The 19,469-nt window shown below is 72.1% G+C and carries 18 protein-coding genes and 1 tRNA gene; 18 read left to right on the top strand and 1 reads right to left on the bottom strand.

Translation table 11 applies throughout. The annotated features are described in order from the left end of the window. Window positions 1-38 precede the first annotated feature (38 nt). The 5 genes from F1C12_RS08560 (at window position 39) to F1C12_RS08540 (ending at window position 3,259) form a co-directional block, all read left to right on the top strand. Window positions 39-1,025, top strand: a complete 987-nt coding sequence (locus F1C12_RS08560) for a TadA family conjugal transfer-associated ATPase (RefSeq protein ID WP_374939561.1) — start codon at window positions 39-41, stop codon at window positions 1,023-1,025. Then, a complete protein-coding gene (locus tag F1C12_RS22685; protein ID WP_258046183.1) occupies window positions 1,018-2,199 on the top strand; it encodes a type II secretion system F family protein in 1,182 nt (393 codons plus the stop codon). Before F1C12_RS08560 ends, F1C12_RS22685 begins: the two co-directional genes overlap by 8 nt. 103 nt (window positions 2,200-2,302) lie before the next feature. After that, complete coding sequence (locus F1C12_RS08550) at window positions 2,303-2,482, top strand: DUF4244 domain-containing protein (protein WP_185278339.1); 180 nt, start codon at window positions 2,303-2,305, stop codon at window positions 2,480-2,482. After that, window positions 2,475-2,900, top strand: coding sequence for a hypothetical protein (locus F1C12_RS08545; protein ID WP_258046182.1), 426 nt, complete (start codon window positions 2,475-2,477; stop codon window positions 2,898-2,900). The genes F1C12_RS08550 and F1C12_RS08545 overlap by 8 nt, the downstream gene beginning before the upstream one ends. Continuing rightward, window positions 2,897-3,259 (top strand): Rv3654c family TadE-like protein, encoded by a 363-nt coding sequence (locus F1C12_RS08540; RefSeq protein WP_258046181.1) that lies wholly within the window; start codon window positions 2,897-2,899, stop codon window positions 3,257-3,259. The genes F1C12_RS08545 and F1C12_RS08540 overlap by 4 nt, the downstream gene beginning before the upstream one ends. A 38-nt stretch (window positions 3,260-3,297) precedes the next feature. On the opposite strand, the gene F1C12_RS08535 is transcribed toward F1C12_RS08540, so the two are convergent. Further along, on the bottom strand, window positions 3,298-3,549 hold the full coding sequence (locus tag F1C12_RS08535; protein ID WP_185278338.1) for a hypothetical protein: 252 nt from the start codon (window positions 3,547-3,549) through the stop codon (window positions 3,298-3,300). Window positions 3,550-3,823: 274 nt separating this feature from the next. Here F1C12_RS08535 and topA point away from each other — a divergent pair, with 274 nt between their 5' ends. The 13 genes from topA to F1C12_RS08470 all read left to right on the top strand — a co-directional run bounded on the left by topA (window position 3,824) and on the right by F1C12_RS08470 (window position 19,433). Then, entirely contained in the window at window positions 3,824-6,700 is a 2,877-nt protein-coding gene (gene topA, locus F1C12_RS08530; protein ID WP_185278337.1) for a type I DNA topoisomerase, read from the top strand. Next, window positions 6,697-7,326, top strand: coding sequence for a dTMP kinase (gene tmk, locus F1C12_RS08525; RefSeq protein ID WP_185278336.1), 630 nt, complete (start codon window positions 6,697-6,699; stop codon window positions 7,324-7,326). The genes topA and tmk overlap by 4 nt, the downstream gene beginning before the upstream one ends. 95 nt (window positions 7,327-7,421) lie before the next feature. Beyond that, the gene (locus tag F1C12_RS08520; RefSeq protein WP_185278335.1) at window positions 7,422-8,612 is read left to right on the top strand and encodes a DNA polymerase III subunit delta'; all 1,191 of its coding nucleotides are present in this window, start codon (window positions 7,422-7,424) and stop codon (window positions 8,610-8,612) included. Beyond that, the gene (locus F1C12_RS08515) at window positions 8,609-10,165 is read left to right on the top strand and encodes an alpha/beta hydrolase (RefSeq protein ID WP_185278334.1); all 1,557 of its coding nucleotides are present in this window, start codon (window positions 8,609-8,611) and stop codon (window positions 10,163-10,165) included. The genes F1C12_RS08520 and F1C12_RS08515 overlap by 4 nt, the downstream gene beginning before the upstream one ends. Window positions 10,166-10,240: 75 nt before the next feature. Continuing rightward, window positions 10,241-10,936 (top strand): TetR/AcrR family transcriptional regulator, encoded by a 696-nt coding sequence (locus F1C12_RS08510; RefSeq protein WP_258046180.1) that lies wholly within the window; start codon window positions 10,241-10,243, stop codon window positions 10,934-10,936. A gap of 87 nt (window positions 10,937-11,023) precedes the next feature. After that, window positions 11,024-11,099: transfer RNA gene (locus F1C12_RS08505), tRNA-Thr, on the top strand. Between the two features lie 120 nt (window positions 11,100-11,219). Beyond that, complete coding sequence (locus F1C12_RS08500) at window positions 11,220-12,842, top strand: D-alanyl-D-alanine carboxypeptidase/D-alanyl-D-alanine-endopeptidase (protein ID WP_185278333.1); 1,623 nt, start codon at window positions 11,220-11,222, stop codon at window positions 12,840-12,842. Window positions 12,843-12,902: 60 nt separating this feature from the next. Continuing rightward, on the top strand, window positions 12,903-13,475 hold the full coding sequence (locus tag F1C12_RS08495) for an isochorismatase family protein (protein WP_185278332.1): 573 nt from the start codon (window positions 12,903-12,905) through the stop codon (window positions 13,473-13,475). Window positions 13,476-13,576: 101 nt separating this feature from the next. After that, window positions 13,577-15,781 carry an MMPL family transporter gene (locus F1C12_RS08490; RefSeq protein ID WP_185278331.1) on the top strand — a complete coding sequence of 735 codons (2,205 nt, stop codon included), beginning with the start codon at window positions 13,577-13,579 and terminating at the stop codon, window positions 15,779-15,781. A gap of 87 nt (window positions 15,782-15,868) precedes the next feature. Further along, window positions 15,869-16,657, top strand: a complete 789-nt coding sequence (locus tag F1C12_RS08485; protein WP_185278330.1) for a thiamine pyrophosphate-dependent enzyme — start codon at window positions 15,869-15,871, stop codon at window positions 16,655-16,657. A 29-nt stretch (window positions 16,658-16,686) separates the two neighbouring features. After that, window positions 16,687-17,412 carry an alpha/beta fold hydrolase gene (locus tag F1C12_RS08480; protein ID WP_185278329.1) on the top strand — a complete coding sequence of 242 codons (726 nt, stop codon included), beginning with the start codon at window positions 16,687-16,689 and terminating at the stop codon, window positions 17,410-17,412. A gap of 51 nt (window positions 17,413-17,463) precedes the next feature. Continuing rightward, window positions 17,464-17,925: an Lrp/AsnC family transcriptional regulator gene (locus F1C12_RS08475; protein ID WP_185278328.1), complete on the top strand. Its 462-nt coding sequence runs from the start codon at window positions 17,464-17,466 to the stop codon at window positions 17,923-17,925. A 44-nt stretch (window positions 17,926-17,969) separates the two neighbouring features. Further along, window positions 17,970-19,433 carry an NAD-dependent succinate-semialdehyde dehydrogenase gene (locus F1C12_RS08470; RefSeq protein WP_185278327.1) on the top strand — a complete coding sequence of 488 codons (1,464 nt, stop codon included), beginning with the start codon at window positions 17,970-17,972 and terminating at the stop codon, window positions 19,431-19,433. Window positions 19,434-19,469: the final 36 nt, after the last annotated feature.

Genomic DNA, 19,469 nt, shown 5'->3' with positions numbered 1-19,469 from the left:
CATCGGGGACCGGGTCGTCACCGATTGGCCCGCCATCGATGAGCGCGCCGCCACCGCGGACGGCGCCGCCTCCCGCGCACACGGCGGCCGCCCCGGACTTCTGGGAGACCTTCGGACCGCTGGCCCCGTACCTGATGCGCGCCGGCGTCACCGACCTCTTCGTCACCGGCGACGGCGTGCTGTGGTCCGACGGCGGCCCGCGCGGGCTCCACCGGGTGGACGGCTGGCCGCCCGACCTCCACGCCGCCCGTCGGCTGGCCACCCGGCTGATCGCCACCGGAGGGCGTCACATCGACGAGGCGACCCCGTTCGTGGACGTGCGAATTCCCGGCGGTGTGCGCGTCCACGCGGTGCTCCCGCCGATCTCGACCGGAGGAACACTGCTGTCGATCCGCATTCCGGCGGCTGCTGCCCTCACCCTGGACGACCTCGTCGGCGCCGGTTCGCTGACCTCCGACGGCGTCGCCCTGCTCCGCGCGGCGGTGACCGCCCGGGCGAACATCCTGGTGACCGGGGCAGGCGGCGCGGGCAAGACGACACTGTTGGCGGCGACCCTGGCCCATGCGCCTCCCACCGAGCGCATCGTGCTCATCGAGGATGTCGCCGAGCTCCGCATCCCGCACCCGCACGTCGTCGGCCTGCAGACGCGCCAGCCGAACCTCGAGGGCGCCGGCGGCGTTGGCCTGCGGCGACTGGTGCGGGAGGCGCTCCGGATGCGACCGGACCGGCTCGTCCTCGGCGAGTGCCGCGGAGAGGAGGTGGCCGACCTCCTCTCCGCGCTGAACACGGGCCACGACGGCGGGGCGGGAACCCTGCACGCGAACTCGCTGGCGGACGTCCCCGCACGGATGGAGGCTCTCGGCGCGCTCGCCGGCCTGGACGACATCGCGACCGCCCGCCAGACGATCAGCGCCATCGGGATGATCGTCCACGTCGAACGGGTCGGCGACCGGCGCCGCGTCGCCGGCTTCGGCCGGTTCACGACATCGCCGGACGGCCGCCTGGCGGTGGTGCCGTATGAGTGAACGACGGAACGCGGCACGCGGCCGGGGCGGCCGTCCCGCCGACGACCTCCTTTCCAGTTCGGTGGAGGCCCTCGCTGTGCTCCTGGACGCGGGCATCGCACCCCGCTCGGCGTGGCAGTACGTGGCCGCGGAGGCCACGCACCCGGCCGTCGCCCGGGCGGCGCGACTCGTCGCGGAGGGGACGGCGCCCTCCGAGGCGCTTGCGGCGGCGGCGCGGCCCGGCGCGACTCCCGGTGCACACGTCGGAAGAGCGGCGTCCGGCGCTGCGGCGCGGCGTGGCCTGGCGCGTGGCGGCTACGGCGGCGGAGCGACGTTCGGGCTTGCCGGGCGGCATGGCCGGGCGTCCGGCGGCCATGCCGAGCACGCGGCGCTCGGCGTTGCGGCGTGGCGCGGCCCGACGTCGGCGCGCGAGCCCGCGGCCACACACAGCACCTCGGCGCAGCAGAGTCACGGAACCGCGGGCGACGCCGGCATGGCCGCGGTGGCGGCGGCATGGGGCGTCGCCGAGTACGCCGGAGCCTCGATCGCGCCCGCTCTGCGCGGCGCAGCCGAGGCCCTGCGCGACCGTGCCGGAGCGGAGCGGGACATCGCGACCGCTCTGGCCGGCCCCCGAGCCACCGCACGGCTGATGTCCTGGCTTCCGGCCGTCGGCGTCGCCATGGCCTACGGGATCGGCGTCGACGTCATCGGCACGCTGGTCACCGGGCCGCTCGGCTGGGTCGCGGCGATCTCCGGCGGCGGCCTGCTCGTCGCCGGGCGGTCCTGGACCCGCAGTCTGATCCGGTCGGCATCGCGGGCGGGGCCGGTGCCGGGGATCGAGCACGATCTGACGGCCATCGCCTTGGCCGGGGGACTGTCGGTGCCGGCAGCCCGGGCGACGATCGCCGACGTCGCACGCCGCGTCGGGCTCGACCTCGTCGCGGAGGGCGACACCTCCGTCGACCGGGTCCTCCGGATCGCGGAGCGGGCAGGCGCGCCCGCGATCGAGCTGCTGGCCGCCGAAGCCAGGCAGGAGAGACGGACCGCCCGCGCCGACGGGCGGCGGCGCGCGGAGCTTCTCGCCGTGCGACTGCTGCTCCCGCTCGGCGTGTGCGTGCTGCCCGCGTTCGTGCTCCTCGGCGTTGTGCCCGTCATCCTGGCGATGATGTCCTCCACCATCGCGGGCCTGAGCTGAGTTGTCCACGGATTCGGGGGCGACGAACACCGCGGAACCGGCGGACGAGACGATCGAATCAGGCCGGCGGAGGTCGGCGGAACCGAACACGAAGGAGAGAGAAATGCGAGAGATCATTCACCGGCTGCGCTGGGAGGACCGCGGAGCGAGCACGGCGGAGTACGCCGTCACGACCATGGCGGCGGTCGCCTTCGCCGGCGTGCTGCTGATGCTGCTGCGCGGCGACGAGGTGAAATCCATCCTCACCGAGCTGGTGCGGCGAGCACTCACGGTCGATGGCTGACGACGGAGAGCGCACGGGCGGTCGACGCGTGCGTCGGGCCGGCGTCGGGTTCGACGGCGGGAGGCCGCACGACGGGAGGCTGCACGGCGAGCGGGGGAGTGTGACGGCGGAGTTCGCGGCGGTCCTTCCCGCCGTCCTGCTGTGCCTGGCGCTCTGCGTCGGCGCGATCCAGGCGGCGGCTCAGCAGGCGCGGCTGCTCGATCACGCGGCGGCCGCGGCGCGCCTCCTCGGACGCGGGGACGCGGCGCCCCGGCCGCCCGAGGGCGCCGCGCGCCAGGTCGGCTCCGCCGGCGGGCTGCTGTGCGTGACGGTCACGGCGCCCAGCGCCGCGGGCGGCCTCGGCGCACTCGGGCTGACGGTGTCGGCCCGCTCGTGCGCGCTCGATGACGCGGCGCCGGATGAAGAGGTGGAGGAATGATGGGGCCACCCGTACCTCTGGGCCGGGGCGAGCGCGGGGCCGGATCCGTCCTCGCGCTCGCCGTGGTCGCGGTCACCGTCACGGTCACGCTCGCGGCCGTGGGTGTGACGGGAGCGTGGGGCGCGAGCCGGAAGGCCGCGGTCGCCGCCGACGCCGCCGCTCTGGCCGCGGCGGACGCGGCGGTGGGCCGGACGGCAGCCGAGCCGTGCGGTCTCGCGGAGACGGTGGCACGTGCCAACGGCGCGACCGTGACGGACTGCGTCCTGGCCGGAGTCGTCGTGCGCGTCGAGGTCGCGGTTCCGTACCACGGCTGGGAGGCGTCCGCGTCGGCCCGGGCCGGACCTCCGGGCTCGCGCTGATCGCGCTGCGCGGCGGCCTCAGCCGGCGTCCCGCGACGTCAGTCGAACACCGTCTCCACGTACCGGTACGCCACCGCGCTCGGGAGCGACGCGCTCGGGTCGTCGGACGCGTACTCCGTCTCCGAGGCGGAGCCGCGGACGTAGAGGTAGTGCTTTCCGCCGGACGGGGCGGCAAGCTTCAGGCGCGGCTGCGGGTCGCCCGAGTCGAGGAAGGAGATCGCGATCGTCTTGCCTTCCAGGGGGCCGTCGATGAGCTTGGCGGTGTACGTCGTCATTGATGTCGTTGCCATGATCACATTGTCCTCCCGGCGCTCCAGGAGCAACAGGCCCCGCGCCCGGAGAGCGCCTCAGCCGCCACTCCGAGACCGTCCCGGCCGCCGGCCCCTCCCTTCCGCTCGGGCGAACGGCGCCGCCGGCGATTAGGCACACAAGCGGCCTAGGTGTGTATGGTTTGCCTGTTGGGCCGTGCGGCCCACGCTCGCCGCCCTCTGTGCGGCGCTCGGGGGAGCGCGCTTCGGACCAGTGAGGTCCCTGCGAACACAGTTGCTATATAAGAGGAGTCAAGTGCCTGGCACGAAGAAGCTCGTCATCGTCGAGTCTCCGAACAAGGTGAAGTCCATCGCCCAGTACCTCGGCGAGGGCTACGAGGTGATGGCATCCGTCGGACACATCCGCGACCTGATCGAGCCCAAGAACCTTCCGCCCGAGCTGAAGAAGGGGTCGCTCGGCAAGTTCTCCGTCGACGTGGAAAACGAGTTCGCTCCCTACTACGTGGTCTCCGACCAGAAGAAGAAGACCGTCGCCGACCTCAAGCGCGCCCTCAAGGACGCCGACGAACTCCTGCTCGCCACTGATGAGGACCGCGAAGGGGAGGCCATCGCCTGGCACCTGGTCGAGGTCCTGAAGCCCAAGGTCCCCGTCAAGCGGATGGTGTTCCACGAGATCACCCGGGAGGCCATCGAGAAGGCGCGGGACAACACGCGCGAAATCGACACCGCCCTGGTCGACGCACAGGAGACCCGCCGCATCCTCGACCGGCTCTACGGCTACGAAGTGTCGCCCGTGCTGTGGCGCAAGGTCGGTCCTGGGCTCTCCGCCGGCCGCGTCCAGTCCGCCGCCACCCGGCTCGTCGTGGACCGCGAGCGCGAGCGGCTCGCGTTCGTCGCGGCCTCCTACTGGGGGCTCACCGCCCAGCTGCTCCCGGAGGACGCCACGGCGTTCGAGGCCAGGCTCGCCCGGCTGGACGGCGAGCGCGTCGCCACCGGGCGCGACTTCGACGACCACGGCCGGCTCACCTCCGGCGCGACGATCCTCGACGAGACGTCCGCGCAGGCGCTCGCCGACGCCGTGCGGCAGCAGACCACGGCCGTCACGGTCTCCAAGGTCGACTCCAAGCCCTACTCACGTCGGCCGGCCGCGCCGTTCACGACCTCCACGATGCAGCAGGAGGCCGCCCGCAAGCTGCGGTTCTCCGCCCGCCAGACCATGAGCGTCGCACAGACCCTCTACGAGAACGGGTACATCACCTATATGCGCACCGACTCCGCGTCGCTGTCGCAGCAGGCGACGAACGCGGCGCGCGCACAGGCGGCGAAACTGTACGGCGCGGAGACCGTCCCGGACAAGCCGCGCGTCTACGCCTCCAAGAGCAAGAACGCGCAGGAGGCGCACGAGGCGATCCGTCCCGCGGGCGAGGTCTTCCGCACGCCGGCCGAGCTCGAGAAGTCGCTCCGCGGTCCCGAGCTGCGGCTCTACGACCTGATCTGGAAGCGGACCGTCGCCTCCCAGATGGCCGACGCCAAGGGCCAGACCGCCTCGGTCACCGTCGAGGCGCGGATCGGCGAGGGGCAGCTCGACGGCACCGTCGCCGAGTTCACGGCCAGCGGGACGGTGATCACCTTCCGCGGCTTCCTCAACGCCTACGAAGAGGGCCGCGACGAGGAGCGCAACGCCGACGCGAGCGGCGACGCGAAGCTGCCGCCGCTCACTCCGGGTCAGACCCTCGGCGTCCAGGACATCGCCGCCGACGGCCACGAGACCACCCCTCCGCCGCGCTACACCGAGGCGAGCCTCGTGAAGGCGCTGGAGGAGCTCGGCATCGGGCGTCCCTCCACGTTCGCGAGCATCATCTCCACGATCATCGACCGCGGCTACGTCACGCAGCGCGGGCAGGCGCTCGTGCCCAGCTGGGTCGCGTTCTCCGTGGTGCGCCTGCTGGAGGACTACTTCGGCGACCTCGTGCAGTACGACTTCACGGCCGAGATGGAGGACGACCTCGACCGCATCGCCGACGGCGAGGCGGAGCGCGTCGACTGGCTGAACAGCTTCTACTTCGGCAGCGACAAGCACAAGGGTCTGCGCCGGGTGATCGACAACCTCGGCGAGATCGACGCCCGCAGCATCAACTCGATCGCGATCGACGACGACGTGACCCTGCGCATCGGCAAGTACGGCCCGTACCTGGAGGTGCAGGAGGCCGGCGCCGCCGAGGACGCGACGCCCCGCCGCGTCAACCTCCCGCCGGACCTCGCCCCCGACGAGCTGACGCCCGCGAAGGCGAAGGAGCTCATCGAGGCTCCGGTCCAGACCGACCGCGAGCTCGGTGTGAACCCGGAGAGCGGCAAGCTGGTCCTCGCCAAGGACGGCCGGTTCGGGCCGTACGTGACGGAGGCGGACCCCGAGCCCGAGCCCGAGGTGGACCCGCAGACCGGCGAGGTCGTCGAGCCGAAGAAGACCGCGAAGAAGGCCGCCGCCAAGCCGCGCACGGCCTCGCTGTTCAAGTCGATGGACCTCGCGACCATCGACCTCGACACCGCGCTGAAGCTGCTCGACCTGCCGCGCACCGTCGGTGCCGACCCGGAGACGGGCACGGAGATCCAGGCCGCGAACGGCCGGTACGGGCCGTACCTGAAGAAGGGCACGGACACCCGTTCGCTGCCGAGCGAGGACGACATCTTCGGGATCGACCTGGCCGGCGCCGTCGAGCTGTTCGCGCAGCCGAAGTACGGCAACCGCCGGGCGTCGAGCGCGCTCAAGGAGTTCGACGCCGACCCGGTCAGCGGCAAGCCGATAAAGATCAAGGACGGCCGGTTCGGCGCGTACGTGACCGACGGCGAGACGAACGCGACCATCCCCCGGGGTGAGACGGTGGACGAGGTCGACTTCGACCGCGCCGTGCAGCTCCTGGCGGACAAGCGTGCGAAGGGACCGGCCAAGAAGCCGGCCGCCAAGCGCACGACCTCGCGGACGAGCGCGGCGAAGACGGCGACCAAGTCGACGGCGGCGAAGACCACGGCGGCGAAGACGACCGCAGCGAAGACCACGGCGGCGAAGACCACGGCGGCGAAGACCACGGCGGCCAAGACCACAGCCGCCAAGGCCAAGGCCGCGCCCAAGACCGGCGCTTCGACCCGCGCGGCGGCGAAGAAGTCCGCCGAGTGAGCGAGTCGCGCACCGGTCTGTTCATCACTCTGGAGGGCGGCGACGGCGTCGGGAAGTCGACGCAGGCCGCCCTCCTGGAGGAGTGGCTGCGCGACCGCGGCCGCACCGTCCTGCGCACCAGGGAGCCGGGTGGCACCGACGCCGGGGTGGAGATCAGGGAGATCGTCCTGCACCACCGCGGCGACATCGCGCCGCGTGCTGAGGCGCTCCTCTACGCGGCGGACCGCGCCCACCACATCGCGACCGTGGTGCGTCCGGCCCTGGAGCGCGGCGAGGTCGTCGTGCAGGACCGCTACATCGACTCGTCCGTCGCCTACCAGGGCGCCGGCCGGGTGCTCGACGCCGGCCAGGTGCGCGACCTCTCGCTCTGGGCTGCCGAGGGGCTGCTGCCGGACCTCACCATCCTGCTCGACCTCGACGAGACCGCGGCCCGCGCCCGGCTGGACACGTCCCGGACCCGCTACGACCGGCTGGAGGCCGAGCGCTCGGAGTTCCACGCGCGCGTCCGCGCGGCCTACCTCGGGCTCGCCGAGGCGGAGCCGCAGCGGTTCCTCGTCGTGGACGCAGCACGCCCCGTCGACGAGATCGCCGCCGACATCCGCAGCCGCTTGGAGGACCGGGTCTGACCGGCGCACCGGCAACGGCGCCCGCATCGGCACCAGCATCGGCCGCCTCGACCCCGGAGCCCGCGCTGTCCTCCGTGCCCACTAGCCTGGAACGCATGGCGGTGTGGGACGACCTGACGGGTCAGGACGAGGCGATCGCCGTCGTCCGTTCCGCCGCGGAGTCGGCCACTGCCACCGGTCCCGCCGCCGAGGCCGCCCGCGGCATGACCCACTCGTGGCTCATCACCGGCCCGCCCGGGTCCGGCCGCTCCAATCTCGCCTACGCGTTCGCCACCGCCCTGCTCAGCCCCGGGAACCCGGAGGGCGACCTCGCCACGCAGCGCCAGGTGGAGGCCCGCACGCATCCCGACCTCGCGGTGCTCAGCACCGAGCGCGTCATCATCGCCATCGAGGAGGTGCGGTCCCTGGTCGCGAGCTCGCAGTTCGCGCCGTCGGTCGGGCGCTACCGCGTCATGGTCATCGAGGACGCCGACCGGATGACCGAGCGCACCTCCAACGTCCTGCTGAAGGCGCTGGAGGAGCCCCCGGAGCGCACGGTCTGGATCCTGTGCGCGCCGAGCGACGCCGACCTGCTGCCGACCATCCGGTCGCGCGTCCGCACCGTGCGGCTGAAGGTCCCGGACGTCGCCGACGTCGCGCGGCTCATCGAGCGCCGCGACGGCGTCGACAGCGCCGCCGCCGAGCGCGCGGCCCGCCACGCGCAGAGCCACATCGGAATGGCGCACCGCCTCGCCACCAACGAGGAGGCCAGGCGCCGCCGCGAGCAGACGCTCGACCTCGCGCTCGGCATCCGCTCCGTCTCCGGGGCTGTGCTCGCCGCCGCGACCTTGCTTGAGGTGGCCGGCGCCGACGCGAAGGCGATCACCGAGGAGCGCGACGCCGAGGAGCGCGAGCACGCCCTCCGCTCGCTCGGCATCGAGCCGGGCGGGGCCATCCCGCCCGCGCTGCGCGGCCAGCTGCGCCAGCTCGAGGAGGACCAGAAGCGCCGTGCGACCCGCAGCCTCCGCGACGGCATCGACCGGATCCTCACCGACCTGCTCTCGCTGTACCGCGACGTGATGATGCTGCAGCTCGGCAGCGGCAGCGAGCTCGTGAACGCCGAGCTGGGCGACCGGCTGACCGCACTCAGCGCACGGACAAGTCCTGCCGCTACGCTCTCCGCGATGGATGCCGTGACGACCGCCCGCGAGCGGATCGACGGCAACGTCGCTCCCGCGCTGGCCCTGGAGGCCATGCTCACGACGATCCTTCGCGGCTCGGCCGCGCGAAAGGGGACAGACCTGTGACCATCCGAGAGGGCCGCCCGGCCCGCCGGCGGGCCGCTCGCACCGTCTTCGTCGCGATCGCCGCCGTCGTCGCGCTGACGCTGACCGGCTGCGTCACCTGGTTCATTCCTGCGAAGTCGTCCACGACCTCCACGCCGGCGCCCGAGAAGGTCGCCGCGGCGCTGAAGCCGTTCTACGAGCAGAAGCTGGTCTGGTCCGACTGCTCCAGCGGCAAGCAGTGCGCGACCGCCAAGGCCCCGCTGACCTGGAACGACCCGTCGGCCGGTCAGGTCTCCCTCGCGCTCATCCGGCAGCAGGCCAAGGGCACCAAGCAGGGCTCTCTCCTGGTCAACCCGGGCGGCCCAGGCGGCTCCGGCTACGACTTCGTCAAGGACTCCGTCGACTACGCGACCGACAAGACGCTGCAGAGCCACTTCGACATCGTCGGCTTCGACCCGCGCGGAGTCGGCCACTCGACCGCGGTCAAGTGCTACAACGCCCAGGAGATGGACACCTACCTCTACGGGATCACCCCCGGACAGCGCGGCTCCGACCAGTGGATCGCCGAGAACACCACCGTCGCCAAGGACTTCGGCGCCGCGTGCGCCACGAACACCGGCGCCCTCCTCGACCACGTCGACACCGTGAGCGCGGCGCGCGACCTCGACCTCTTGCGAGCGGTGCTCGGCGACACGAAGCTCAACTATCTCGGGTACTCCTACGGCACGTATCTGGGCGCGGTGTACGCCGACCTCTACCCGGGCAAGACCGGGCGGCTCGTCCTCGACGGCGCCCTCGACCCGGCGGCGAGCAACTTCGACGTCACGAAGGTGCAGGCGCAGGGTTTCGAGAGCGCGCTCCGCGCTTACCTGAAGAGCTGCCTCGCGAAGAAGGACTGCCCGTTCACCGGCACGGTGGAGGACGGGATGAAGACCATCTCCGACTTGCTGGCCTCCGTGGAGCACAGCCCGATCCGCAACTCGGACGGCCGGGAGCTCGGCGCCAACACGCTCGTGACGGCGATCATCTACCCGCTCTACGACGCGACCGCCTGGTCGTACCTGAGCAGCATGTTCGCCGACGTGATGAAGGGCAACGCGTCCGTCGCCTTCACGCTGGCCGACGGCTACAACAGCCGCAACAGCGACGGCACGTACTCGGACAACTCGACCGAGGCGTTCATGGCGATCAACTGCCTCGACTACAGCTACGACGCGGACCCCGCCACGATGCGGGCGCAGGCGGCCGAGCTCGCCGTCGCGGCGCCGGTGATCGGCCCGTACATGGCCTACGGCGACATCGGCTGCGCCACCTGGCCATACAAGACCACCGTGCAGCGCGGCCCGATCGCGGCGAAGGGCTCGGCGCCCATCCTCGTCGTCGGCACCACCAACGACCCGGCCACCCCGTACGTGTGGGCGAAGAACATGTCGTCCGAGCTGGAGAACGGCCACCTGCTCACCTACAAGGGCGAAGGCCACACCGCCTACAACAAGTCGAACTCGTGCGTGAACAACGCGGTGGACGACTTCCTGGTGGGCGGCACCATCCCGCCGAAGGGCAAGACCTGCTGACGCCCGGGCCCGGGATGCCGGCACCGCCGCCGCGGTGAGTGGTGCAATTTTGCAGACGGTGAAATAATCGGACTCGTGACTGTAGAGATCGGGACCGCGGAGGGCGAGCTGGGCCTCCGCGAGCGCAAGCGCATCGCGACGAGACGCGCGATCCAGCTCGCCGCGCTCGAGCTCGCCAGCGAGCGGGGCTTCGACCATGTCACGGTCGACGAGATCAGCCACGCGGCGAACGTCTCGCCGCGCACGTTCTTCAACTACTTCCCGTCCAAGGAGTCCGCGATCATCGGCGAGCTCCCGGAGCTCCCGGACGAGGAGAGCATCGAGCGCTTCATCGAGGCCGGACCGGCCGAGCCGATCCTGGACGGGATGGGCAGGCTCCTGATCGCCGCGATCGAAACGGGAGGCCTCGACGGCGACCTGGACGGCGCCCACGCCGGCGAGAACGCGGCCAGCGCGAAGGAGCTGCACGCCCTCCGCCGCGCGCTCCTGAAGGGCAACCCGGAGCTGTTCGCGCAGCGGATGGCGAGCATGCACAAGTTCGAGGACGCCCTGAGCGCCGTCGTGCAGCGCCGCCTGGCGCACGACGAGCCAGAGCTCGCCGGCGACGAGGAGGTCCTGCACCAGCGGGCGCGCCTCGTCACCTACGTGGCGTTCGCCGGCATGCGGCACGCCTGGTCGTGCTGGGCCGACCACGGCGGCGTCGAGCCGCTCGCGGACCGCCTCCGCAGCTCGTTCGCGCAGCTCCAGGCCCTCGGCGGCCAGCTCAGCTGACCGGCTCGCGCGGTCCGGGCGGTGGTCGAAAGCACCCCGCGGGATCGGGTAAGCTATCTGACTGTGCCCGGGCGCGAGTCCGGCCACGCCGCCCTAGCTCAGTCGGCAGAGCATCTCACTCGTAATGAGAAGGTCAAGGGTTCGATTCCCTTGGGCGGCTCCAGCAGAACCCCCGGCAAGACGTCGTCTTGACCGGGGGTTTCGTCGTCTGCGGGGTCATCCCGGGGACGCTCCCCGCTCCTCGCCGATTGGCGCTCTCAGGGAACGCCGGTACTATACCCGGATGCGCGAACCGGACCAGCGCGACTCCGGTGTGCCCGACAGCACCGAGTCTGATTCGACGAACACCCCGACAACTGTTCTCCACACCGGGGACTCCTCTGCGACGAGCGAGCCCGGGAGCGGAGCGACCCCTGGAGGCCGTCGTTCGGCGCGTGACGCGCGCGCAGGCGGCGCACTCTCCGGAGCGGCGGCGGGCGTGCTGTCCGCCATCCGCTCGCACCCGACGGCGTGGATCGCCGCCGGCGCCGCCGCGGCGTTCGTGATCCTCGGCGCCGGGAGCGTCGCGCTCGGCGCGACCGTCGGCGCGGCGCCCGCCGGTGCCGCCGCCGCTGCGCCCCCGACGCACTCCGCGACTCCCACGCCCACCCCGACTCCGACGCCCACCGCCGACCCGACGCGGCCCGTGCCCGCGGCGCAGCCGGCCGCGAGCCGCATCCGCACCTGCTCGGTGGCCTCCCTCGCCCAGGACGGCCGGCTCGGCAACCTGGAGGCGCAGGTCGTCAACGCGAAGACCGGCCAGGTGCTCTTCGACCGCAACGGCGGCAAGCCCGGCCCGACCGCGTCCGTGCTCAAGACCTTGACCTCGGCCGCCGCACTCGCGACGCTCGGCCCGGACTACCGCGTGCAGACCACGGTCGTCGCCGGCAGCGTCCCCGGCCAGGTCGTCATCGTCGGCGGCGGCGACGTCACCCTGTCGCGGCTCCCCGGAGGCCAGGGCGCCTTCTACACGAACGCGCCGTCCATCCAGGATCTCGCCACTCAGACCAAGCAGGCGCTCGGCGGTCAGCCGGTGACCTCCATCGTCGTCGACACGTCGCTGTTCGGCGGGCCGATGTGGCAGCCGAGCTGGGACGAGCACGAGGAGCGCGTCGTCGAGGGCTCGACGCCGTACATGTCTGCCCTGATGGTGGACGGCGACCGGGACAACCCCGGCGCGGTCGAGTCGCCGCGCAGCACCGACCCGACCGGTCGCGCTGTGCAGTACTTCCAGCAGTACCTCGGCACCAACGTCCCGGTGACGTCCGGCTCCGCCCCGGCGGGCGCCCGGCAGCTCGCGGCGGTGCAGTCGCAGCCGGTGACGACCCTGATCGACCAGGCGATGACCTACTCCGACAACACGATCATGGAGGAGCTGGCGCGGCTCGTCGCGATCAAGACCGGCGCGGGCAACACCTTCGACGCCGAGAACGCGGGCGTGCTGGCGGGGCTGAAGGGCTACGGCATCGACACGACCGGCATCCACATCGCCGACGGCTCCGGCCTCAGCGCCGACAACGCGGTGCCGCCGTCGTACCTCACCCAGCTCTTCATCAAGGTGCTCAACCGCCAGAACGGGCTGGGCGTCGTCTACGACGGCCTGCCGGTCTCCGGCCGGACGGGGACGCTCGGGCCGGGCTACAGCCGGTTCACCGGGGCGAACTCGGTCGCGGACGGCTCGGTGCACGCCAAGACCGGCTGGATCAACAACGGCTACACGCTCTCCGGAATCATCGACGCGGCCGACGGCACGCAGCTCACCTTCGCTGTGTACGCGCTCGGCCCGGTGAGCGACAATGCCAAGCAGGCGATCGACACGCTGACGACCGGCTTCTACAAGTGCGGGGACAACCTCACCAACGGGTAGCAGGGGTGTCGGCCGAGCCCGGATCAGGCGACCCGGATCCAGCGAACAGGGGAGGCGGCGATGGGCAAGGCGCTGTTCATCATCGACGTGCAGAACGACTTCACCGAGGGCGGCGCTCTCGGCGTGGACGGGGGAGCGGCGGTGGCGGCCGCCATCACCGAGCACCTCCGCGCGCACGCCGACGAGTACGCGGTCATCCTCGCCAGCCGCGACTGGCACGACCGCGACAACGACAACGGCGGCCACTTCGCGACCGACGCCGAGCCGGACTTCGTGAACACCTGGCCCGTGCACTGCGTCGCGGGCACGGACGGCGCGGAGTACCATCCCGCGCTCGACACCTCCCGCGTCGGCTACCACATCCGCAAGGGCCAGGGTGTGCCGGCCTACTCGATCTTCGAGGGCAGGACGGAGGCCGGCTCGTCGGTGCACAACCTCCTGGACGAGCACGGGATCGACACCGTCGAGGTGGTCGGGATCGCGACCGACTACTGCGTGCGGGCCTCCGCGCTCGACGCGCTGAACCACGGCCAGAAGGTGCGGGTGCTGACCGCGCTGGTGGCTGGGGTGGCGGCCGAGTCGTCGGAGGCGGCGCTGGCGGAGCTGGCGCACGCGGGGGCGGAGCTCGTCTAGCGCGCGACCCGCGCGGTGTGCGCCCGGGATACGCACCGGGCCGGATACGCACTATGCTGATTGCTAGCTTGGTTAGCTAATTGCAGAAGGCGAGGGACGCGATGTCGGGGAAGCCGTCGGTGTGGCTGCGGGTGGTGGTGCCGGCGGCGCTCATCCTGGTCTGGCTCGTTCTGGCCGGCCTCGGCGGCCCAACCTTCGGCAAGCTCTCCGGGGTCTCCAGCAACGACCAGGCCGCGTTCCTGCCGGCCAGCGCCGAGTCGACCGAGGTGCAGGACTGGCAGAAGCGGTTCACGGACTCGCAGGCGGTGCCCGCGATCGTGGTCGTCCAGTCCGGGTCGACGATCCCGCAGAGCGACCTCGCCTCGTTCGCGGCGCTGGGCGCGAAGCTCGGCGCAGTGAAGGGCGTGCAGGCTCCGGAGTCCGGGCAGAGCACCAGCGTCGCCGGGCCGATCCCCTCGCAGGACGGTCGCGCCGTCGAGTTCATCGTCCCGGTCAGCGACACCAACAATGTGAAGACGGTCGTCGCCGACCTCCGGAGTGTGCTGAAGAGCGAGCTGCCCTCCGGGACCCAGGGCTGGGTCACCGGCCCGGCCGGCCTCACCGCCGACCTGGTCAACGCGTTCGGCGGGATCGACGGCATCCTGCTCTTCGTGGCCGTGGGCGCGGTCTTCGTGATCCTGCTGCTGGTGTACCGCGCGCTCCTGCTGCCGTTCCTGGTGCTGCTCACCTCGGTGTTCGCACTCTGCGCGGCGATCCTGGTCGTCTACTTCTTCGCGCTCTGGGGCTGGATCAACCTCAGCGGCCAGAGCCAGGGCATCCTGTCGATCCTGGTGATCGGCGCGGCCACCGACTACTCGCTGCTACTCGTCGCCCGCTACCGGGAGGCGCTGGAGGCGAACGAGTCGCGCTGGACGGCCATCGTGAAGGCGTGGCGGGCGGCGTTCGAGCCGATCCTGGCCTCCGGGGCGACGGTCATCCTCGCGCTGCTGTGCCTGCTGTTCTCCGACCTCAACTCGAACAAGAGCCTCGGGCCCATCGCCGCGATCGGTATCGTCTTCTCGCTGCTGTCGGCGCTGACGCTGCTGCCGACCCTGCTCGCGGTGTTCGGGCGGGCGGCGTTCTGGCCGTTCCGGCCGAAGTACGCGGGCGGGGAGCACGCGCATGCCCATGCGCACGAGAACACAGAGCGCGTCGACGGGCTGGAGGGGATCCGCGGCGTGTGGCGGCGCGTCGGCCTCCTCATCGCGCATCGGCCGCGGGTGACCTGGATCGTGTCGTTCGTGGTCCTCGTCGCGTGCGCGTTCGGGTTGACAGGTCTGAAGGCCAACGGGGTCGAGCAGACTGCACTGGTGCTCTCGCAGTCGGACGCGGCCGACGGGCAGAAGATCCTCGCGAAGCACTTCGACGCCGGGTCGGGCGCTCCGGTGCTGATCGTGGCGAAGGAGGCCGACGGGGACGCCGTGCTGGCCGCCGCGAAGAAGAACGACGGGATCTCGTCCGCGACGCTGTACGCGGGGAACGTGCGGCCCGCCCAGGCCGGTCCCGGTGCGGCCCAGAGCGCGCCGCCGCCGGTGGTGAAGGACGGCCGGGTGCTCATCCAGGCGACCCTGAAGGCGCAGCCCGACTCGTCAGCGGCCGAGCAGGTGGTCCGGGACTTGCGCCGCGACCTCCCGGCCGCCGGCTCCGGCGTCCTGGTCGGCGGGGTCACCGCGATCGCGCTCGACACCAACGACACCGCCCAGAGCGACCTTCTGCGGATCATCCCGATCGTGCTGCTGGTCATCCTGCTGGTGCTCATGCTGCTGCTGCGCTCGATCCTGGCGCCGGTGCTGCTGATCGGCAGCGTCGTGCTGTCGTACGCGGCGGCGCTCGGCGTCTCCGCGCTCGTCTTCGACCACCTGTTCCGGTTCCCCGGCGCGGACGCGAGCGTCCCGCTGTTCGGCTTCGTCTTCCTGGTCGCGCTCGGCGTGGACTACAACATCTTCCTGATGACGCGCGTGCGGGAGGAGTCCCTGCGGCTCGGCACCCGGCCGGGCATCCTGCGGGGGCTCGGGATGACCGGCAGCGTCATCACCTCGGCCGGCGTCGTGCTCGCGGCGACGTTCGCGGCGCTCGCGGTCATCCCGATCCTGTTCCTCGTGCAGATCGCGTTCATCGTCGCGTTCGGGGTGCTTCTCGACACCGTGCTGGTGCGCTCGCTGCTCGTCCCCGCTCTGTCGTACGACGTGGGGCGCGCGATCTGGTGGCCGTCGAAGCTGTGGCGTTCACCCGCCGATCCGGGCAACAGGCAGGCTGTACAGCGGTAGGCCGCCGACCGCTGCTCGAATGAGCAGGATGCTCGCCCGTTCGCGCGCGCGTTGCCGCCTCTTCACCTGTCGGTCAGAGTGGCATCCATGACCTCCACGATCCTCGAGCCGGTTCTCGGCGCGTCGATCGGCGGAGCGGGCGCCGACGTCGCCGCACTGCTCCGCCGGCTGTACCGGACCATGGCGACGGTCCGGCGTCTCGACCGCGAGGCCGTCGCCCTGCGCGGCCACGGCGTCCTCCCCGGATACGTCGACTCCCGCGGCCGCGAGGCGATGCAGGTGGGCGCCGCGCTCGCACTGCAGGCCTCGCGCGACCGCGCGTTCCCGACCGGCCACGAGCCGGGGATGGCGATCGCGCTCGGCGCGGATCCGACGGTCGTGCTGCGCTCGGGGCGCGGCCTGGACTCCGCCGAGGGACCGGTGACTCACGCCGTCGGCTGGGCGCTCTGCGCGAAGCTCGACCGCACCGGGGGCTGTGCCCTCGTCCCGCTCGGCGCCGGCGCCGGATCGGCGACGGAGCTGCGCACCGCGGTGACCACCGCGCGGACCTCCGCCCTCCCCGTCGTGTTCCTCTCCAGCTCGGGCCGCACCGAAGGGGCCGGGATGCCGGTCCTGCTGGTCGACGGCGCCGACGCCCTCGCCGTCCATGACGCCACCGTGAAGGCGCTCGAACTCGCGCGGTCGGGCGCGGGGCCCGTCCTCATCGACGCCGTCCTCCCCGCCCCGGCCGCGTGGCCCGCGCGCGACCCGCTCGTGCTCTGCGAGCAGCGGTTGCGGACGACCCGGACGGTGGACGACGGGTACTTCGCAGAGGTCGCCGACACCGCGGACGCCGTCGCCGACCGGCTGCGCGCCCGGCTCACCGTCGGAGCCTGAACCGGCCCGTCATCCGCGAGGATGGTCCCATGCGCATCCACGTCCAACGCCATCCCGGGGCCGACCCGGTCCTGCTGATCCACGGCTTCGCGACCACCGGGGCGCTCACCTGGGAGTCGACGGGCTGGGTGGCCGCGCTCGCGCAGGCGGGTCGCGGCGCGATCGTCCCCGATCTCCGTGGCCACGGTGCGAGCGACGCCCCGCACGACCCGGCCGCCTACTCGCCGGACCTGCTCGCGGAGGACCTGGTCGGCGTCCTGGACGAGCAGGGCCTCGACCGCGTCGACGTGATCGGGTACTCGATGGGGAGCTGGGTCGCTTTGGCCCTCGTCGGCCTGGCGCCGCAGCGCGTCCGGCGGCTCGTGGTCGGCGGTGTCGGCACGGTCGAGCAGTTCGCCCACTGGGGCGTGGAGGCCGTGCAGCGGGCGATCCTGGAGGGTGCGGACACGCTGCCGCCGGACGCCCCGCTTGCACCGCTCCTGGCCTCCCTGCGCGAGGCTCCCGGCGTCGACCGCGCGGCGCTCGCGGCCTGCGCGGCGGGCATGGCGCAGCACCCGCTCCCGCTGGCCTCCGCCGTCCCGACCCTGGTGGTCGCCGGCGACGCGGACCCGGTCGCCGGGGATGCCGACGAGGCCGCCCGGCTACTCGGCGCCGAACTGGTGCTGCTGCCGCGCCGCAACCACATCACGGCACTGAGTGCCCGGGCCTTCAAGCAGGCTGCGCTTCCCTTCCTGGGAGCTTCGGTCAGCCTGTAGGCGACGCGGCCACCCGGTCGTACGATGTGCGAGGAGCAAAGGAGTGCCCGCATGATCGACAGGCTCGACGCCGACCTCATCGCCCTGCTCACGGAGGAGCCCCGGCTCGGGGTGTTCGAGGCGTCGAGGCGGCTCGGGGTCGCGCGCGGCACGGTGCAGGCCCGGCTCGACCGGCTGCAGCGCACCGGCGTGATCAAGGACTTCGCCCCGACCATCGACAGCCTCCGGCTCGGCTTCCCGGTGACGGCGTTCGTCACCGCGGAGATCGCCCAGAGCGACCTCTCCGTGGTGGACCACCTGCGCGGCATCCCCGAGGTGCTGGAGGTGCACACCGTGACCGGCGCCGGCGACCTGCTGATCCGGGTGGTCGCGCGGTCGAACGCCGACCTGCAGCGGGTGATCAGCGGCATCCTGAGCGAGCCGGGCATCAGCCGCACCTCCACGGTGATCGCCCTGGAGACCACGATCGAGCACCGCAGCGTACCCCTGGTGGAGTCCGCGGTGGAGGAGTGACGGACGGCTGCGGCCGCCGAGATGACACGAGACGAGGAGTGACGATGGACGAGAAGACCCTGCTGGAGCGCGTGCCCGACCGCCTGTTCATCGGCGGCGAGTGGCTACCGGGCTCGAACGGCACCCTCAAGGTCTACGACCCGGCGACCGGCGACCTCATCCGCGAGATCGCCGACGCGTCGGTGGAGGACGGGACGCGCGCGCTGGACGCCGCGGTGGCCGCCGCCGACGACTGGGCCGCCACGCCGCCGCGCACCCGCGGCGAGATCCTGCGCCGCGCCTTCGACCTGCTGCAGGAGCGCCGCGACGAGTTCGCCCTCCTGATGACCCTGGAGATGGGCAAGCCGCTGGCGGAGTCCAACGGGGAGGTCACCTACGGCGGCGAGTTCCTGCGCTGGTTCTCCGAGGAGGCCGTCCGCATCGCCGGCCGCTACGCGACCAATCCCGAGGGCACCGGCCGCATGATCGTGTCGCAGCACCCGGTCGGCCCCTGCTTCCTGATCACGCCGTGGAACTTCCCGCTCGCCATGGCGACCAGGAAGATCGCCCCGGCGCTCGCCGCGGGCTGCACGGTCGTCGTGAAGCCGGCCGAGCTGACCCCGCTGACCACGCTGTACTTCGCCCGCCTCCTGGAGGACGCCGGCCTCCCCGCGGGCGTGCTCAACGTCATCACGACCTCCACCTCGGGGAAGGTGTCGGCGCCGATCATCGCCGACGCGCGCCTCCGCAAGCTGTCGTTCACCGGTTCGACGGAGGTCGGCCGCAGGCTGCTGCAGCAGGCGTCCGAGAACGTCCTGCGTACGTCCATGGAGCTCGGCGGCAACGCCCCGTTCGTCGTGTTCGACGACGCCGACCTCGACCGGGCGGTGGACGGCGCGATGCTCGCGAAGTTCCGCAACATCGGGGAGGCCTGCACAGCCGCCAACCGGTTCATCGTGCACGAGGACGTCGCCGACGAGTTCGCGCGCCGCGTGACCGAGCGCGTCAAGGCCATGAAGGTCGGCCGCGGCACCGAGGACGGCGTCACGATCGGCCCGCTGATCAACGCGGACGCCGTGGACAAGGCCGCCGAGCTGCTGGAGGACGCCGTCTCACGCGGAGCCTCGGTGCTCGCGGGCGGGTCGCGGGTCTCCGGCCCCGGCACGTTCTTCGAGCCGACGGTCGTCACCGACGTGCGCGCCGGGAGCGAGATCCTCCGGCAGGAGATCTTCGGCCCCGTGCTCTCGATCGTGCGCTTCCGCGACGAGGACGAGGCCGTGCGGATCGCCAACGACACCGAGTTCGGGCTCGTCTCCTACGTCTTCACGAAGGACCTCGCGCGCGGGCAGCGGATGATCGAGCGGCTGCAGACCGGCATGATGGGCCTCAACGTCGGCGTCGTCTCCAACGCCGCCGCGCCGTTCGGCGGGGTGAAGCAGTCGGGGATCGGCCGCGAGGGAGGCCTGGAGGGCATCCACGAGTACCTCAGCACCAAGTACACCCTGACGCCCGACCCGTTCAGCGTCTGAGTCCGTTCGTCTGAGCAGACCCCGATCCACCACGCA

Origin of the sequence: Leifsonia shinshuensis, from assembly GCF_014217625.1 — a bacterium.
Taxonomy (GTDB): Bacteria; Actinomycetota; Actinomycetes; order Actinomycetales; family Microbacteriaceae; genus Leifsonia; species Leifsonia shinshuensis_A.
This window is presented reverse-complemented; position numbering and strand designations above follow the sequence as displayed.

Excerpts from the sequence above, each read along its gene's own strand:
- F1C12_RS08560 (WP_374939561.1), top strand. The coding sequence starts at position 39 with ATGAGCGCGCCGCCACCGCGGACGGCGCCGCCTCCCGCGCACACGGCG.
- F1C12_RS22685 (WP_258046183.1), top strand. The coding sequence starts at position 1,018 with ATGAGTGAACGACGGAACGCGGCACGCGGCCGGGGCGGCCGTCCCGCC.
- F1C12_RS08550 (WP_185278339.1), top strand. The coding sequence starts at position 2,303 with ATGCGAGAGATCATTCACCGGCTGCGCTGGGAGGACCGCGGAGCGAGC.
- F1C12_RS08545 (WP_258046182.1), top strand. The coding sequence starts at position 2,475 with ATGGCTGACGACGGAGAGCGCACGGGCGGTCGACGCGTGCGTCGGGCC.
- F1C12_RS08540 (WP_258046181.1), top strand. The coding sequence starts at position 2,897 with ATGATGGGGCCACCCGTACCTCTGGGCCGGGGCGAGCGCGGGGCCGGA.
- F1C12_RS08535 (WP_185278338.1), bottom strand. The coding sequence starts at position 3,549 with ATGGCAACGACATCAATGACGACGTACACCGCCAAGCTCATCGACGGC.
- F1C12_RS08520 (WP_185278335.1), top strand. The coding sequence starts at position 7,422 with ATGGCGGTGTGGGACGACCTGACGGGTCAGGACGAGGCGATCGCCGTC.
- F1C12_RS08500 (WP_185278333.1), top strand. The coding sequence starts at position 11,220 with ATGCGCGAACCGGACCAGCGCGACTCCGGTGTGCCCGACAGCACCGAG.
- F1C12_RS08495 (WP_185278332.1), top strand. The coding sequence starts at position 12,903 with ATGGGCAAGGCGCTGTTCATCATCGACGTGCAGAACGACTTCACCGAG.
- F1C12_RS08490 (WP_185278331.1), top strand. The coding sequence starts at position 13,577 with ATGTCGGGGAAGCCGTCGGTGTGGCTGCGGGTGGTGGTGCCGGCGGCG.
- F1C12_RS08485 (WP_185278330.1), top strand. The coding sequence starts at position 15,869 with ATGACCTCCACGATCCTCGAGCCGGTTCTCGGCGCGTCGATCGGCGGA.
- F1C12_RS08480 (WP_185278329.1), top strand. The coding sequence starts at position 16,687 with ATGCGCATCCACGTCCAACGCCATCCCGGGGCCGACCCGGTCCTGCTG.
- F1C12_RS08475 (WP_185278328.1), top strand. The coding sequence starts at position 17,464 with ATGATCGACAGGCTCGACGCCGACCTCATCGCCCTGCTCACGGAGGAG.
- F1C12_RS08470 (WP_185278327.1), top strand. The coding sequence starts at position 17,970 with ATGGACGAGAAGACCCTGCTGGAGCGCGTGCCCGACCGCCTGTTCATC.